Origin of the sequence: Sinorhizobium psoraleae, from assembly GCF_013283645.1 — a bacterium.
In the GTDB taxonomy this organism is placed as follows: domain Bacteria; phylum Pseudomonadota; class Alphaproteobacteria; order Rhizobiales; family Rhizobiaceae; genus Sinorhizobium; species Sinorhizobium psoraleae.
Map to the genome: position 1 here is coordinate 886,276 of NZ_JABEKV010000001.1, position 14,911 is coordinate 901,186.

The following is a 14,911-nucleotide window of genomic DNA, read 5'->3' on the forward strand; positions in this document are numbered from 1 at the left end:
GCGTCAGTTCTTTGGCGGCCGCCAGTCGGGGGCCGCCATCTCGAATGCGGAAAAATCGAATCCCGGCGCGACGGTGCAGCCGACGAGCGTCCAGTCTCCGAGCGAGGCGGCCGACTGCCACCAGTTGGCGGGGACGACGTGCTGCGGTCTTTGTCCATCAAGCAAATCCGGTCCAAGGCGAAAGCGCGAAGCCGGTTTGCCCGGCTCGGCGATGCTGAGTTCGAGAGGGGCGCCCGCGTAATAGTGCCAGATTTCGGCCGCGTCACGGACGCGGTGCCAGTGCGACAGCTCGCCCCTTTCGAGAAGATAGTAGATCGCCGTCGAATGGCTGCGTGGCGCGCCGACGTCGTCGCGGAAGGTCTCCACATACCAACCGCCCTCCGGATGTCTCGCCAATCCAAGCGCGTCGACAATCGCGGCTGGCGTGAGATCCCGTGAGACGTCCATTAGAAATTATCCTTGCGCTTGCGGATCTCTGCAAACACTTCCGCGTCGCTGGCGCCCTCCATCCCGAGATGCTTGCGAATCTTCTGATCGCCCGTGCGAAGGAACGGATTGGTCCGCTTTTCGAGGCCGATCGTCGTCGGCGCGGTGAACCCGCCATCCGAGCGCGTCTCTTCGATTTCAGCGGCGCGCGCCTTGAGGGCCGCGTTTTCGGGATCGATCGTCACGGCGAAATGCGCGTTGGTAAGCGTGTACTCGTGGCCGAAGTAGACCGACGTGTCGTCGGGGAGCGCCGTCAGCCGGTTCAGCGATTGCCACATTGTCTCGGCAGTTCCCTCGAACAGTCGCCCGCAGCCGAGTGCAAACAGCGTGTCCGCGGCAAACAGCATCCTGTCCTGTGGGAAATGGAAGCAGATGTGGCCCGCGGTATGTCCCGGCGTTTCGATGACCTCGACCGGATGGCCGGCAAAATCAAAACGGTCCCCTTGGCCGACGCTCCTGTCGATGCCGGGGATCTTCGATGCCTCGCCTTTCGGCCCTATGATCGTAACCCCGAAGCGTTCCTTGAGACTGACATTCGCCGCCACGTGATCGCCATGGTAGTGGGTCGTCAGGATGTGTGTGAGGCGCCAGCCCCGCCGCTCCAGCGTGTCGAGGATCGGTTGCTCCTCCGGTGCATCGATCGATGCCGTTGCGCCGCTCTCCGGATCATGGAGAAGCACACCAAAATTATCGGTACGGCAGAGGAAGAGGTCGAGTTCGAGCGCGGCCATGATGAGGTCCTCCGATCGGGTGTGATGAGGGCTGCGGGCGAAACCGCTTCTGCCGAATGTAGCGAGGCTCGCCTTGAAGTCTACCGCCCCAAAGCTAACATGTTGGCCATGCACACGGATATCGTCGATCTTCGCCAATTTTATCATTCCGAGCTTGGCCGGATGGCGGAGCATTCCGTCAGCATGGCGCTCTCCTCGGTCTGGGCGCGCTTGCCCGAGGAGCGGCTGGTCGGGCTCGGCTATGCCGTTCCCTATCTCGAGCGCTTCCGGGCGGACACCGAGCGGACCTTCGCCTTCATGCCGGCCGGGCAGGGTGCGGTGAACTGGCCGGTCGCCGAGTTGTCGTCGACGGCGCTGGTCTTCGACGAGGAACTGCCGCTGCCCGACGCGTCGATCGACCGCGTGCTGATGGTGCATTCGCTGGAATTCGCCGAAAGCCCGCGCGAAACGATGAAGGAAATCTGGCGGGTCCTTGCGCCCGGCGGCCGGCTGGTCATCGTCGTGCCGAATCGCCGCGGCGTCTGGGCGCGGATGGAGCACACCCCGTTCGGCTCGGGACGACCCTATTCGCGCGGTCAGTTGACGGCGCTGCTCCGCGAGACGAATTTCACGCCGGGCGCCACCTCCGAGGCGCTGTTCTTTCCACCGTCGAAGCGCAAGATCGTCCTTCGCCTGCGGCACAGCCTGGAGCGGTTCGGCCGTTCGCTTTGGCCGGTGTTTTCCGGGGTAATCATCGTTGAGGCGCAAAAGCGGCTCTATCAGGGCCTGCCGGTCGCTGTCCGCGCTTCGCGCCGCGTCTTCGTTCCGGTGCTGGCACCGCATGGCGTTCCAAGCACGCGCAAGCGGTTACCAGAGGTCAAAGCCCCATAAGGCAGGGCTGTCGCACTCGACAAATTTCCTCTGCCCGGCTATTGGCTTTGCCACATTTCCTCCCGTGAAAGCCGATCCGATGAACCTTGTTTCAAAGAGCCCGCAGCCGCGTCCCGGCATTCTGGACATCGCCGCCTATGTGCCGGGCAAGGAGCATGCGCCGGGTGTTGCCAAGGTTCACAAGCTCTCGTCGAACGAGACGCCGCTCGGTCCAAGTCCGAGCGCGCTCGAGGCGTTCCGGAACGCAGCCTTCAATCTCGAGCGCTATCCGGACGGTCAGGCGCAAGCGTTGAAGGACGCGATCGCTGCGGTTCACGGTTTGAATCCGGCCAATATCGTTTGCGGCAATGGCTCCGACGAGCTGCTCGGACTTCTCTGCCACACCTATCTCGGTCCGGGCGACGAGGGGATCATCACCGAGCACGGATTCCTCGTCTACAAGATCCAGATCCTGGCCGCCGGAGCCACAGCAATCACGGTCAAGGAAAAGGATGCGCGTGTCGATGTCGATGCGATCCTCGCGGCCGTGACGGAACGGACGAAGATCGTCTTCATCGCCAATCCGGCCAACCCGACAGGCACCTATATCCCGGTTGACGAGGTCCGCCGGCTGCACGCGAGCCTTCCCTCCGGAGTGTTGCTGGTGCTTGACGCTGCCTATGCGGAATACGTCCGGCGCAACGACTACGAAGCGGGCCTGGAACTGGTGTCGAGCAATCGCAACGTCGTGATGACGAGGACGTTCTCGAAGATCTATGGGCTCGCCGGGCTTCGCATCGGCTGGATGTTTGCCCCGCGCGAGATCGTGGATGCCGTCGATCGTGTACGCGGTCCGTTCAATCTCAATGCACCCGCGATCGCGGCAGGCGCGGCGGCGATCCGCGACCAGGCCTTCGTTGCCGTGGCGGTCGATCACAATCTTACCTGGCTCGCGAAAGTCACCGCGGCATTGCAGGCGATCGGTCTGCGTGTGACGCCTTCTGTAACCAATTTCGTGCTGATCCACTTTCCGGAGATGGGCGGGAAATCGGCGGAGGAGGCGGATGTGTTCCTGACAGCCCGCGGCTTTATCCTGCGCGCCGTGCGCGCTTACGGTTTTCCCAATGCGCTCCGCATGACCATCGGTTCCGAGGAAGCGAACGAAGGCGTCATCGCCGCATTGACTGAATTCATGGGACAAAAATAATGGCTCAACAGTTCGAAACGATCGCCCTTGTCGGTATTGGCCTGATTGGATCGTCGATCGCCCGGGAAATCCGCGAGAAACAATTGGCAGGCACGATCGTAGTCTCCACACGGAGTGCCGCGACGCTGAACCGCGCCCGCGAGCTCGGCCTCGGCGACCGCTACACGCTTTCGGCGGCCGAGGCGGTCAAGGATGCCGACCTCGTTGTCGTTTCGGTGCCGGTCGGCGCTTCCGGCGCCGTTGCCGCCGAAATCGCCGCGCATCTGAAGCCCGGCGCAATCGTCACCGATGTCGGTTCGACGAAGGGCTCGGTCATCGCGCAGATGGCGCCGCATCTGCCCAATACGGTCCACTTCATCCCCGGCCACCCGATTGCGGGTACCGAACATTCCGGCCCCGATGCCGGGTTCGTCGGACTTTTCCGCGGACGCTGGTGCATCCTCACGCCGCCCGTCGGCGCCGACGAAGAGGCTATCGCGAAGCTCAGGCTCTTCTGGGAGACGCTCGGCTCGATGGTCGATGAGATGGACCCCGAGCACCACGACAAGGTGCTGGCGATCGTCTCCCATGTGCCGCACATCATCGCCTACAACATCGTGGGAACGGCGGACGACCTGGAAACGGTCACCGAGTCCGAAGTCATCAAATATTCGGCCTCGGGTTTCCGCGACTTCACGCGTCTGGCGGCGTCGGATCCGACCATGTGGCGTGACGTCTGCCTGCACAACAAGGATGCGATACTCGAAATGCTCGCCCGCTTTTCCGAAGACCTTGCCTACCTGCAACGGGCGATCCGCTGGGGCGACGGCGACAAGCTCTTCGATCTCTTCACCCGCACGCGGGCAATCCGCCGCTCGATCATCCAGGCGGGCCAGGACACGGCAATGCCGGACTTCGGCCGGCACGCAATGGATCCCAAATAGCGGGCAACCGCGAAGCGGCGGAAGACCGCCGCCTCGGCCTTCAGAGCGCCGGCAGCACGCCGACCGGAATGAAGGCCAGGAAGGCGGTGCCGTCGCGGACGTTGAGTTTTACCGTTGCCTCATTCTTGCCGCCGGCCAGAGCCTTCAGCATGGTCGCGATGTTGTTGATCAGGTCGGTTTCCTCGGGAACGACCTTCATGAGGCTCGTGTGCCAGGCATCGATATTCATAATGGTCAGCGAAAACTCGCCGGATATCAGGCCCTGATCATTCACTGAAAACGGACCCGAGAGCTTCGCGCTCATTCCGTCGCCCGCATCAAGGGTCAGGTGACGCAGTTCGCCGCTGCTGCCGCGCAGCATGTGTTGTGAAAGGGCACCCGCCTGCATCCACCCGGCTTTGCCAACGACGGTGACGTCCGCTGCGACATCGACCGGAGAGGCGAGGCTCGGTCCTTGCGCCGGGCGCAGATCGAGCTTCTCCACGCTCAGGGCGGCGTCGAGGTCTTCGCCGTTCTGGCGCAAGTGCATCTCGCCGTGGCTTGCGCCGAAGCCCAGACTGTCACCCGTCAGCGGCCAACGCGCCGTTCCGGTGAGATTGTCGTAGGCGATCGACGAGCGCTCGAGGCCCGACATCGTCGCGTTGAGGCTCGCATGCAGGAGCGTCCAGTCGGCCGAAACCGTAAGGCCCGGAGACATCCGGACCTCGGCGGGGCCGTCGAGTTCGACAACCGCGCGTCCCGGTTGATAGACCTGAGAAGCCGTCCGCAGGGAGCCGAAGGATGCGGATGCGCCGCGAAGATTGTCGTCGAGGCGCAGCTTGTCGCAGAAAAGACCGATGCGGAACGGGAAGCCCCGCACTTCCATGTCCGTGCATTCACCGCCAAGACCGTTTTCCCGCTTTTCGGAAAGATAGGTTGTCAGTCGCTTTTCGATCTGGTCCGCGGCAAAGAACCAGCCGGCGGAATAAATGCCAGCGGCGAGCACGATGCCCACTGCCAGCCAAAGAAATTTCTTGCCGGCTGGTGATCCGTTGGCGACATCGGTGACGGTCATTCTGATCGCGTACTCCAATTGGTGCTGTGGCGGAAACCGCTTCGGATCATCGCGATCGAAGACGGAAGGGCTGAAAGAACATTTTGGTTTTCTCTCATCCCGTTCCGGGTGGCGGTTGCCGATCCTGCAAGCTATCTTCCATTCCTGTATACGGCGGCCGGCTGCCTCTTCCGTGTTCCGCAGTGTGTGCCGTAGAAGTTTCGGCTTGATCGGTCGCGACCGTGCCGGTGAATGATGCGACATGTGGCAAAGCGGCGTGTATGAATGGCAGTGGATATGGACGAATTTTGGGTCTTTGGCTACGGGTCCTTGATGTGGAACCCGGGTTTCCGTTTTGAGGAGAAGTCGACGGCACGCGCCTTCGGGTACCGCCGCTCCCTCTGCGTACACTCCTGGGTGCATCGCGGCACGGAGCAGCGGCCCGGTTTGGTGCTTGGCCTCGACTACGGCGGCTCCTGCATCGGCACCGCATTTCGCGTGCCGGGAAGCGAAAAGTCCGATGTGATCGGCTATCTGCGCGAGCGCGAGCTGGTGACGCAGGTCTACAAGGAGCGGACCATGCCGGTCCAACTCGCCGACGGACGCCGAGTGCCGGCGCTTGCCTATGTGATCGATCGCGGCCACGCCCAATATGCCGGGGCGCTCAGTGCGGCGGAAGCGGCGGAAACCGTCGCGATCGCCTCCGGCAAGTCCGGGCCGAACAGCGAATATGTACTTAATACGCTCGCTCATCTCAAAGAAATGGGCATCCGCGACCAGTGGCTGGAGGACGTGGTTGCACGATTGACCGCGACTGCAGCGCCGCGCGTCTTATCGGACGCGCAAAGGTCGCTGTAATCATTTGAATTACTGCATGTTTGCTTGAATCGGCTCCGCTTCAGGCAAGCATGCAGTAGGGCGGTCGCAGTTCAGGCCTGACCGAGTTCGCGCAGCCGCTGCTCCGCCGTCGGCGGCAACGGCAGATGCGGATTGGCCTTGACCGTCTCGACAAGCAGCTCATCGCTTGCGGCCTCGGTCATCTCGATCAGCTTTTTGAGGAACGCATCCGGATCCAAGCCGGCCTTGACCGGAGGCAGGACGCGTACCTTGAAATGACCGGGGAAGCGCAGGAATCTGCGTCGCGGCCAGAAGAGGCCCGGATGCATGGCGACGGGCACGACCGGAACCTGCAGGTCACGGTAGAGGCGGGCGATGCCATATTTGTATTCAGGCGGCGCGCCCGGGGGACGGCGGGTGCCTTCCGGATAGATGATCAACTGCCGCCCGGTCGCCATCTCGTTCTTGGTGCGCTCCATGACATCGGTCATCGCCTTGCCGCGCGCCGCGCGGTTCACCGGCACCATGCGCTGCTTGATGATGTACCAGCCGAACAGCGGTATCCAGGTAAGCTCGCGCTTCAGGATATAGAACGGATCGTCGAGCCAGGGCAGGAGCGCGTAGGCATCCCAGAAGGATTGATGCTTCGGCGCGAAAATATAGGGACCATCCGGAATATTCTCCAAGCCTTCGATTTCGAAGGTCGTGCCGACGATCTTCTCCAGGAGCCAGTGATTGCTGCGCACCCAATTCTTCGGCACGAACCAGGCCTTCTTGCGGGGAAGAAGGAAATAGATCGGCGTCAATACGATCATCTGGACGACCAGATTGGCATAAAACACCAGGTTGAAAAGGATCGAACGCAGGATGATCATCAGGTGGCTCTCGATGCGGACTACAGCGCCCCCCGTTTTAAGACGCGCAAAGGACGCTGTAGAACTTTGAAGCGCTGCATGTTTCCTTAAATCGGCTACGACTTAAGGAAACATGCAGCAGGCGGCGATTGGTGACCGGGGGCCGGCCACTCCGCTGCCTACACGAATATATCGCCAAGGAAAACCGCTGCCACGGCACCGCAGGCCTTTACCAGCGCAAAAGTCGCCGTCCGCTCTGCCCCGGGACGTAACCACTTTTTTACTCTTCCGCCGGGGTCACCCGAGAGGAAATGGCCGCCCTCAGGCCGTTCGTCGGACGCGCGCCCATCATGTCGAGCACGGAGGCGACGGAATATTTGCCGTATTCAAGCAGAATGGCCTTCAGGACCAGCGGGTTGCGCAGCCAGTTTGTCGTCCTCAGATCGGAATTGATGACGGGATAGGCCATGAAATCCGTGTCGGGCTTGGCGCGCCGCAACTCCAGAAGGCTGCGCGGCATATGGTAATTGTTGGTGACGACGAGCACGCTCTTGTAGCCCCGGTTGCGGATCCACTGGGCGGCCTCCCGGGCGTTGCCGATGGTGTCTATCGCTTCATGCCCGATGTCGACGCAGCATTTGAAGAGATCGGCCGAGCTCTGCGTGTTTCGGCGTATCTGGCTTCCCGTCGTCGTCGGGTGGACGCCGGAAATCAACAGACGCTTGCCTGCTCCCGTTTTCAGAAGATCCACCGCCTGATCGATCCTCTGGAAACCGCCCGTCAGGACGACGATTGCATCGGCCTTGGGATGAGTGGGCGGCTGCAGCGTTGCGACCGTATCGGCAAATTGCAGGAAACCGCCGATGAAGATGGCGAGGAATACGAGCAGCACGAAAAAGGTCCGGCGCAGCAGCTTGCGCAACAAGCTGCGGGACCGGCGGCGGCGCGCGGCTCTCTCCCGCCATCTGCCCCTCTCGGCCATTCCGCTCTCGCGTAATTCTCGCCCCATCGTGATTCTCTTCACACACAGCGCCGCGCGTCCAATCGGACGCGCAAAGATCGCTGTAGCACTTTGAATTGCTGCATGATTCCTTAAATCGCTTCCGATTTAAGGAATCATGCAGTAGCCGCAGATTGCGGCAAGGAATAGATGGCGTGAGCGGTTCATGGCTGTCAGCTTTGAAAGGTATCCGTCCGGCCGGGATCCGACCGGATGAGGTCGATTTCGTAGATCGTCCTCATGACTGTAAGGCGCGCCGTCAGTGTCGTCAGCAGAGCGATGACGATTATGATCGCGAAAATGCCGAGATAACCGGTATAGCCGATGGCAAACCGTCCGAACAACGCCGTCGCCTGGTCCGTTTCGGGGGTGGCAAGCGTTTGCGATTGCCAGAAACTGGCGGCGGCGAAGGAAAGAGCGGCCAGCAGACCGCCGGTACCGGCCCCTTTCAGGCTGATTCGGAGGAAGTGCTTCTGGAACTCGGAGGCCACGAAACCCGCCTCCGCACCGACGAAGTGAAGTACTTCGACGATGTGGCGGTTGCCGGACAGTGCACCGCGGGTTGCGAAGACGACGGTGAGGACCATGGCGGAGAATACCAGCGCAAGGACGCCGCTTCCGATCATCGCGGTGGTATTGGCCATTGCCACTAGGCGGTCGACCCAGGTGCGATGATCGTCAAGAAAGGCCTGCGGGATGGTTTCCGTCAACGCCGCGCGCATGGCGGCGAAATCGGGCGGGTTGTTCTCGTCGATGGTAATGACGACCAGTCGCGGCACGGGCAGTTCGTCGAGGTCCAGACCTTCGCCGAGCCAAGGCTCCAGGAGGCGGGCCGTGGCGGCCCGGTCGATGATCTTCCCGCCCGTCGTGCCGCTGAAGGTCAGAGCCAGGTCGCGCGCATCGGCTAGCGCCTTCTCCATCTCGAGATTGTCGTCCGGCTTGATCTGGATGGTGATTTCCCGCGAGATCTGGGACTGCCAGCTTTGCGCCGTCGCTCGCACCATGCTGACGCCGCCGAGCGTCAAGCAGGCGAGGAACGACATGATGGCGATTACGCACATCAGCGCATGGCCGGAGACATTGGCCGAAGGAACGATCGGACCGGTCGGGCGCACGCGCATCTCGGCGCGGCGTTGCTGCTGCGGCTCGGATTCGCGGCGGGGGACGCTGTTCTCATTCATAGATGTCGAGCCGCCCCTGTGACAGGATCATGCGCCGGGCTTCGACCTGATCCATCAAGGACAGGTCGTGCGTGGCGATCACCACCGCCGTCCCGAGCCGGTTGAGCTCGAGAAAGAGGTTCAGCAGCCGGCGTGCCATCGGCGGATCGACGTTGCCCGTCGGCTCGTCGGCAAGCAGGATCTCCGGCCGGTCGATCAGAGCTCTTGCGATCGCCGCACGTTGTTTCTCGCCGCCCGAAAGCACCGGCGGCAGGACGTTGATGCGCTCGCCGAGGCCGACCCATTTGAGAAGTTCGAGCACATCCGCGCGGTAGCTTGCCTCCTCCTTGCCGCGCACCCGCAGCGGCAGGGCAACGTTCTCATAGGTCGTCAGGTGGTCAAGCAGGCGGAAGTCCTGAAAAACGATGCCGACGCGCCGGCGCAGCATCGGGAATTCGTCTCTCGGGATGGAGGAGATGTTGCGATCGAACATGCGGATCAGGCCGCGCGTCGGCTGCAGCGACAGAAAGAGCAGCCGCAGCAATGTCGTCTTGCCGGCGCCCGAGGGGCCGGTGAGAAACTGGAACGACCGGCGCGGAATGTCGAACGTCAGGTCCCGGAGGATCTCCGGTCCCATGCCATAGCGCAATCCGACGTTCTCAAAGTGAATCAATGGGACAGCCCAGTCTCTCTTCACGACCTTCGACACCCGCGAAGCGATCGTCCGAGCGTACGGCGCCGCGCGTCCCATAAGACGCGCAAACATCGCTGTAGCACTTTGAATCGCTGCATGTTTCCTTAACTCGGCTCCGGTTTGAGGAAACATGCAGCAGGACAGCACTCCTGCCAAGGCTAAACCGCGCGCGGCACGATGGTTAAGCAGCGGCTCATTTTCCATGAAAAGGCGCCGCTTTCACGGCCTCTTTCCGAAACATTAACCATTTCGGTTTACGTGTCGTAAGGATTTGATGCAATGCCCTGTTTCTTGCTCAGGCCGGTTACAGGCATTGCCCGCAAGCTCCGCTCAAGGCTGGCGCCGGTCGAGCCGTCGATCCGGCCGCATGATGCGTCGGAAGGAGAGCCGGAGTGATCCCGAGGGGGAACGATGCAGGCATTTCGTTCAAAAACCGCCGCACGTGTCGATCTGCTTCCGCCGGAGCGGGATGCGCGCCCAAGCGGAGCCGTGGCTAGAAACCCGAATTATGTCGACGCGGAATTCGAGACCATCGCCAACACGGTCCGGCCCAGCCCCTATCCGGTCTTCAACGACAATCGGCGTGGTCAACGCCTCTCTACGGCGCAGTCCGGCAAACCGGCTCGGCAGGTTCTGACCGTTATCGAGACGAGATTGCGCGCCATGCCGCCCCGACGTTTTGCCGGGCTGGTCGGCGGCCTCGGCCTTGGGGCGTTCCTTCTGATCGTGGGCCTCTTCAACGAAGACCAGGCGGACGCCCGACCTCTGTCGATCGGTGGCGTCACGACTTCCTTCGATTATGCCGGCGGCATGCGTGTGCTTTCGGTCCACGGAAGCATCGACAACCGTTCCGGCACCGAGCAGCGTCTGCCGCTGGTCGTGGTCGACGTCAGGAGCAATGGCCGGAAGGTGACGGCAACGCGTTTGATGCCCGACGGCGCGCCGATCGCACCCGGCGAGAGCCGTCATTTCGCTGCGCGCCTTCCTTACGCGGGCGGGAAAATGCCGGACGTGACGGTTTCTTTCGCCGAAACCAGTGTTTCTCGGCTCTGATTGTGCTAAGCGGCGCCTGAAAGGGAAGGCGCTCCTGTCTTCCGCAATTAAGCGCTGGAGAGCCCCGCATGCCCGTCGTTCGCGGTAAGAACATCGAAGTCCTTTACAGCGCCGAGACGATCGCTGCCCGCAATCACGAACTGGCCGACGCGATCGTTCGCGGTCCGCACAAGGATCTGCTGGTCATTTCGATATTGAAAGGTTCGTTCATCTTCGCGGCCGATCTGATCCGCTCCATGCACGACGCCGGTCTTGCGCCGGAGGTCGAATTTATCACGCTGTCGAGCTACGGCGCGGGCACCGAATCCAAGGGCGTAAAGATCACCAAGGATATCGACAGCGACGTGCACGATCGCGATGTCTTGCTGATCGACGACATTCTGGAGTCCGGCCGGACATTGCGCTTCGCGAAGGATCTGCTTCTGGAGCGCGGCGCGCGCAACGTCACGGTCGCCGTTCTCCTGGACAAGCGGATGAAGCGGCGAGTCGATCTGGAGGCGGATTATGTCGGCTTCGAGTGCCCGGACCATTTCGTCGTGGGTTACGGCATGGACGTCGCCTACGCCTTCCGCGAACTGCCGTTCGTCGGCGTCGTCACCGGCGACGCTGAGTGATAGCGAGGCTCTGACGCGCAATGTCGTTGCGGTCGTTTGAACCGATCCAACGACCCAATGCCTGGCCTTTTCTGAAAATCGACGTTCCGGCGTTTACCGAAAGCAAACGAAAAGCTGTTTGTTTGAAGGAGCGTCACGGCTTCGGCCACTCTGAAGCGCGACGTCGGCATATGCTCGAAATCGGAAGCGATTTTCGGAAGGCATGATGCTCGAGTTCAAACGATGAGCGTCCTTTGCATTCCAGGGGGCGCATGGCGCTCTATGGGAGCGAAGACGGGAGGCCATGATGGCGAGAATCCTGATTACCGAGGATGAGGATGCCTTGCGCTCATTTGTGGCGCGCGCATTGCGACTCGATGGGCATGAAACTGTCGAGGCCGGGGATGGAGCCGACGGGCTCGCCTGCCTTCAAAGCCAGGCCTTTGACCTGCTCTTGTCCGACATCCGCATGCCGGTGATGGACGGCATTGAATTGGCCCATCAGGCATCTGCCGCGTTTCCCGCGCTCAAGATCCTGCTGATGACCGGCTATGCGGAACAGCGCGAACGTGCGGACGATCTCTCCGGCAAGGTTGTCGATGTGATTTCCAAGCCGTTCTCGCTGCCCGATATCCGCAAGGCGGTCGCCCTGGCACTCGTCGCCTGAGGCCATCCGCTTTCCGGCCTTCGCCGCCTCGGCGAGGGCCGACTCCTGCTTAAATCGAATCCGGTTTAAGGAAATCACGCAGTCGTCAACGCATGTCGAGCAGGCGTTCGAGGTATTGCCGCTCGGCTTCCGGAGACAGGCTGTCGCCGAGCTTGCGGCGGATCGCGTCGAGGATTTCGCGGGCGCGCTGCGTGTCGATTTCGTCCGGAACCTTGACCTGATCGCCGAAGTCGGGGCCGACGTTCTGCTGGCGACGGCCGAGCGGGTCACGACCGTTCTGGCCATATTGCGGAATGCCCTGTCCGGGACCTTGTCCCTGTCCCTGGGCCTGCATCTGGTTCATCATGTCCTGTGCGCCCTCGCGCAGCGCCTGCAGCGCCCGGCCCTGGTTGCCGACAGCCTGTTCCCCTTGGCCTTCGCCCAAAGCGTCGGCGGCGCCTTTCATTTCACGCTGTGCCTGGCCGAAGCCCTTGCCGGGTTTGATGCCAAGGTCTTCAAGGCCTTTCTGCAGCTCACCAAGTTGCTTGCCAAGCGCCTCCTGCTGCTGCCTCAACTGTTTCAAAGCTTCCTTCAACTGTTCGGCGGTCATATCGTCAAGCGGGCTGGGCTGAGCGTTGGGATCGTTCCGCTGCCCGGGATCTTGAGGCATGTCCTGACCGAAAAGTTCGTTGTCTTCGCCCTGCAGCGGGTCGCCACGTTGCATGCGGTCGCGCAACGCCTGGTCCAGTTTGAAGGTCTCGTCCATCAATTGTTGCTGCTGCTGCATCAACTGGCCAAGCTTGTCCATCTGCTGGCGCATGGCGTTGTTCTGCTCGCCCATCTGCGGCATCCGCCCGGCCTGCAGGTTGTTCATCATTCTTTGCAGTTCGGACAGGAGTTGGCGCGCCTGATCGCGCGCACCCGACCGGGCCAGATTTTCGATCTGGTCCATCATCTTCTGCAGATCCTGCTGGCGCAGCACGTTGTTCTGGTCGGGGTTGGCCGCCGTGCGCGGATTTTTCGCGGCTTCCTGGGCAAGTGCCTGCATGTATTCCTGCATCGCCTGGCGCAACTCCTGCATCAACTTGGCGATTTCCTCATCGGAAGCATTGCGTTCGAGTGCGTCCGAAAGCGCCTGCTGAGCGTCGCGCAGCCGCCGTTCGGCAAGCGACAGGTCTCCGTCCTCGATGCCGAGCGCAATTTCCCACAGATGGTCGGCCGCGTCCCGCAGCATGTCGTCATTGCGCGCGAGCGCCATGCGCGTACGTGCCGATTGGATCAGAAGGAAATGCGTGAGGTTCGGGATCGTCTCCTCCGCATAGAGCGTCAGCGCGTCATTGAGATCGATCGCGCGTGGCAGGTCATTGACATTGAGCGCGAAGACCTGGCGTTGCTCCGCAACGGCAGCAGCGAGCGGTTCGAAGAACTGGCGTGCGGGGAGGATTGTTTCCTGAGGCACGCTTCGGCCTTCCTGACCGGCGGCATCGCGGGCGACCAAGGTGATACGCACACGCTCTCCGGCGAGCGGATGCTCGCTGAGGTTCCGGCTCGTGGTTCCCTTGGCCTCACGGGCATTGCGACGCGGCAAGTCGAGGCGGTACTCAGGAGGAGGGTAGAGCGACCGGGCGCCGGCAGGCGGCTCATCGACCGGCTTGATCTCCGCCCAGGCCTGCGCGATGCCGTAGTCGTCATGCGCGAGGAAGCTTATTTCGAGCGCCGCATTCACGGTCGGGCGCGGTGCGCCATCGAAAGCGATGTCTGGGACGCTGTCGGGCGTGATCTTGAAGTCCCAGCTTTGCCCACCGACCGAAAGCGTTCCGTCCTTGGTTATTTTGTAGAGATGGTTGCGGACGCCGTTTCGCGGTGCCTGAGCTGTGTCCTGCGTTTCCTTCTTCGGCTCCGATTCCGCCTTGTCGTCGGAAGTCGGAACGACGATCGGCTCCGATCCGCCAGCTTCGGCATAGCTGACGCGTGCCTCCGGTCCGGCACCGGTTATCCTGACGGTCAAATCGCTGAACTGCGGCACGGTGATGAGAGCTTTTTCTTGAGCCGGGGGCTGCTCCTGAGCCGGCCCCGTATCCTGTCGGCCAGTCAGGAAAATCGGCGCGCGGCCCGTGTAGGCCGGCGGCGTCACCCAGGCATCGATGCGGATGTCCGCCGCGACGACCTGTTGCTGAGGAAGCCGGAAAGCGTCCGTTACCAGCCCAGCGCGGTTCGAATAGGAGTAGGCGAAGGCCAGGCAGGCAAGCAGCACGGGGACCGCCCTCAGCGCCAGGGGATCGTGACGCGCGATGTCGGGACGCGGCAGGCCGGTGTCCAGACCGCGGACCAGTCGCGCCATGCGCGCCTGGTGCTCGCGCCACAGCGCCGCCCCGAAAGCTCCATCCGTCGCCGGCGTGTCATCCTGAACGCGGATCGCCTGGTGGGGCAAATAGTTCCGCTCCTCAAGCATCCGGTCCGCATCGGCGTTTTCCGGCCAGCGGATCCGCGTCAGCGGCAGGAGCGAAAAGAACAGTCCGGCGAAGAAGGCGAGAAGCATCGCGGCATGCAGCCACAGCGGCGCTACACGGAAGAAGCCGAGCCAGCCTGCGGAAAGGAACAAGAGGACAAGCGAGGCCGGCATCAGAGTGCGAGGCAGCACCTGCTCCGCCAAAAGGACCGAACGAGCGAAAAACCTCTTGGTTGCCAGCATTCTGGCAAACGGCTTCGGTTGTGGCGTGTTATCCCGCCCGAATTGCGTCATCCGCCCAAGTTCCCTTTCGGTCGCTCATGATCACTCTCCTGCATGTTTCCTTAAACCGCAGTCGATTTAAGGATAAAAACATGCAGCAATTCCAAGTGCTAC

Annotated in this window: 15 protein-coding genes; 7 read left to right on the plus strand and 8 right to left on the minus strand. The window is 62.0% G+C overall.

What is annotated here, in order from left to right:
* Positions 1 to 3 precede the first annotated feature (3 nt).
* Together ILFOPFJJ_RS03985 and gloB are read right to left on the minus strand one after the other, a co-directional pair.
* Positions 4 to 447: a cupin domain-containing protein gene (locus tag ILFOPFJJ_RS03985; RefSeq protein ID WP_173509254.1), complete on the minus strand. Its 444-nt coding sequence runs from the start codon at positions 445 to 447 to the stop codon at positions 4 to 6.
* On the minus strand, positions 447 to 1,217 hold the full coding sequence (gloB, locus tag ILFOPFJJ_RS03990; RefSeq protein WP_173509255.1) for a hydroxyacylglutathione hydrolase: 771 nt from the start codon (positions 1,215 to 1,217) through the stop codon (positions 447 to 449). The genes ILFOPFJJ_RS03985 and gloB overlap by 1 nt, the downstream gene beginning before the upstream one ends.
* Positions 1,218 to 1,316: 99 nt before the next feature.
* On the opposite strand from gloB, the gene ILFOPFJJ_RS03995 reads away from it, so the two are divergent.
* From ILFOPFJJ_RS03995 to ILFOPFJJ_RS04005, 3 genes are all read left to right on the plus strand, one after another.
* Entirely contained in the window at positions 1,317 to 2,087 is a 771-nt protein-coding gene (locus ILFOPFJJ_RS03995) for a class I SAM-dependent methyltransferase (protein ID WP_173509256.1), read from the plus strand.
* A 79-nt stretch (positions 2,088 to 2,166) separates the two neighbouring features.
* Positions 2,167 to 3,273, plus strand: a complete 1,107-nt coding sequence (hisC, locus tag ILFOPFJJ_RS04000; protein WP_173509257.1) for a histidinol-phosphate transaminase — start codon at positions 2,167 to 2,169, stop codon at positions 3,271 to 3,273.
* A complete protein-coding gene (locus ILFOPFJJ_RS04005; RefSeq protein WP_173509258.1) occupies positions 3,273 to 4,196 on the plus strand; it encodes a prephenate/arogenate dehydrogenase family protein in 924 nt (307 codons plus the stop codon). Before hisC ends, ILFOPFJJ_RS04005 begins: the two co-directional genes overlap by 1 nt.
* Before the next feature lie 40 nt (positions 4,197 to 4,236).
* Here ILFOPFJJ_RS04005 and ILFOPFJJ_RS04010 read toward each other — a convergent pair whose 3' ends face one another.
* On the minus strand, positions 4,237 to 5,250 hold the full coding sequence (locus tag ILFOPFJJ_RS04010; RefSeq protein ID WP_173509259.1) for a DUF2125 domain-containing protein: 1,014 nt from the start codon (positions 5,248 to 5,250) through the stop codon (positions 4,237 to 4,239).
* 264 nt (positions 5,251 to 5,514) lie between these two features.
* Here ILFOPFJJ_RS04010 and ILFOPFJJ_RS04015 point away from each other — a divergent pair, with 264 nt between their 5' ends.
* Positions 5,515 to 6,087, plus strand: a complete 573-nt coding sequence (locus ILFOPFJJ_RS04015; protein WP_173509260.1) for a gamma-glutamylcyclotransferase — start codon at positions 5,515 to 5,517, stop codon at positions 6,085 to 6,087.
* Positions 6,088 to 6,158: 71 nt separating this feature from the next.
* Here the strand turns inward: ILFOPFJJ_RS04015 and ILFOPFJJ_RS04020 are convergent, their stop codons facing one another.
* The 4 genes from ILFOPFJJ_RS04020 to ftsE all read right to left on the minus strand — a co-directional run bounded on the left by ILFOPFJJ_RS04020 (position 6,159) and on the right by ftsE (position 9,753).
* Positions 6,159 to 6,941 carry a lysophospholipid acyltransferase family protein gene (locus ILFOPFJJ_RS04020; RefSeq protein ID WP_173509261.1) on the minus strand — a complete coding sequence of 261 codons (783 nt, stop codon included), beginning with the start codon at positions 6,939 to 6,941 and terminating at the stop codon, positions 6,159 to 6,161.
* 259 nt (positions 6,942 to 7,200) lie between these two features.
* The gene (locus ILFOPFJJ_RS04025; protein WP_173509262.1) at positions 7,201 to 7,902 is read right to left on the minus strand and encodes a YdcF family protein; all 702 of its coding nucleotides are present in this window, start codon (positions 7,900 to 7,902) and stop codon (positions 7,201 to 7,203) included.
* Between the two features lie 191 nt (positions 7,903 to 8,093).
* Entirely contained in the window at positions 8,094 to 9,101 is a 1,008-nt protein-coding gene (locus ILFOPFJJ_RS04030) for a cell division protein FtsX (protein ID WP_173509263.1), read from the minus strand.
* Complete coding sequence (gene ftsE / locus ILFOPFJJ_RS04035; RefSeq protein ID WP_167528349.1) at positions 9,094 to 9,753, minus strand: cell division ATP-binding protein FtsE; 660 nt, start codon at positions 9,751 to 9,753, stop codon at positions 9,094 to 9,096. Before ftsE ends, ILFOPFJJ_RS04030 begins: the two co-directional genes overlap by 8 nt.
* 510 nt (positions 9,754 to 10,263) lie before the next feature.
* Here ftsE and ILFOPFJJ_RS04040 point away from each other — a divergent pair.
* From ILFOPFJJ_RS04040 to ILFOPFJJ_RS04050, 3 genes are all read left to right on the plus strand, one after another.
* Positions 10,264 to 10,827, plus strand: a complete 564-nt coding sequence (locus ILFOPFJJ_RS04040) for a hypothetical protein (RefSeq protein ID WP_312032679.1) — start codon at positions 10,264 to 10,266, stop codon at positions 10,825 to 10,827.
* Positions 10,828 to 10,895: 68 nt separating this feature from the next.
* Positions 10,896 to 11,441: a hypoxanthine phosphoribosyltransferase gene (gene hpt / locus ILFOPFJJ_RS04045; protein WP_173509265.1), complete on the plus strand. Its 546-nt coding sequence runs from the start codon at positions 10,896 to 10,898 to the stop codon at positions 11,439 to 11,441.
* A gap of 286 nt (positions 11,442 to 11,727) precedes the next feature.
* A complete protein-coding gene (locus tag ILFOPFJJ_RS04050) occupies positions 11,728 to 12,087 on the plus strand; it encodes a response regulator (RefSeq protein WP_136508849.1) in 360 nt (119 codons plus the stop codon).
* A gap of 85 nt (positions 12,088 to 12,172) precedes the next feature.
* On the opposite strand, the gene ILFOPFJJ_RS04055 is transcribed toward ILFOPFJJ_RS04050, so the two are convergent.
* Positions 12,173 to 14,809 (minus strand): TIGR02302 family protein, encoded by a 2,637-nt coding sequence (locus ILFOPFJJ_RS04055; protein ID WP_173509266.1) that lies wholly within the window; start codon positions 14,807 to 14,809, stop codon positions 12,173 to 12,175.
* Between the last annotated feature and the right edge of the window lie 102 nt (positions 14,810 to 14,911).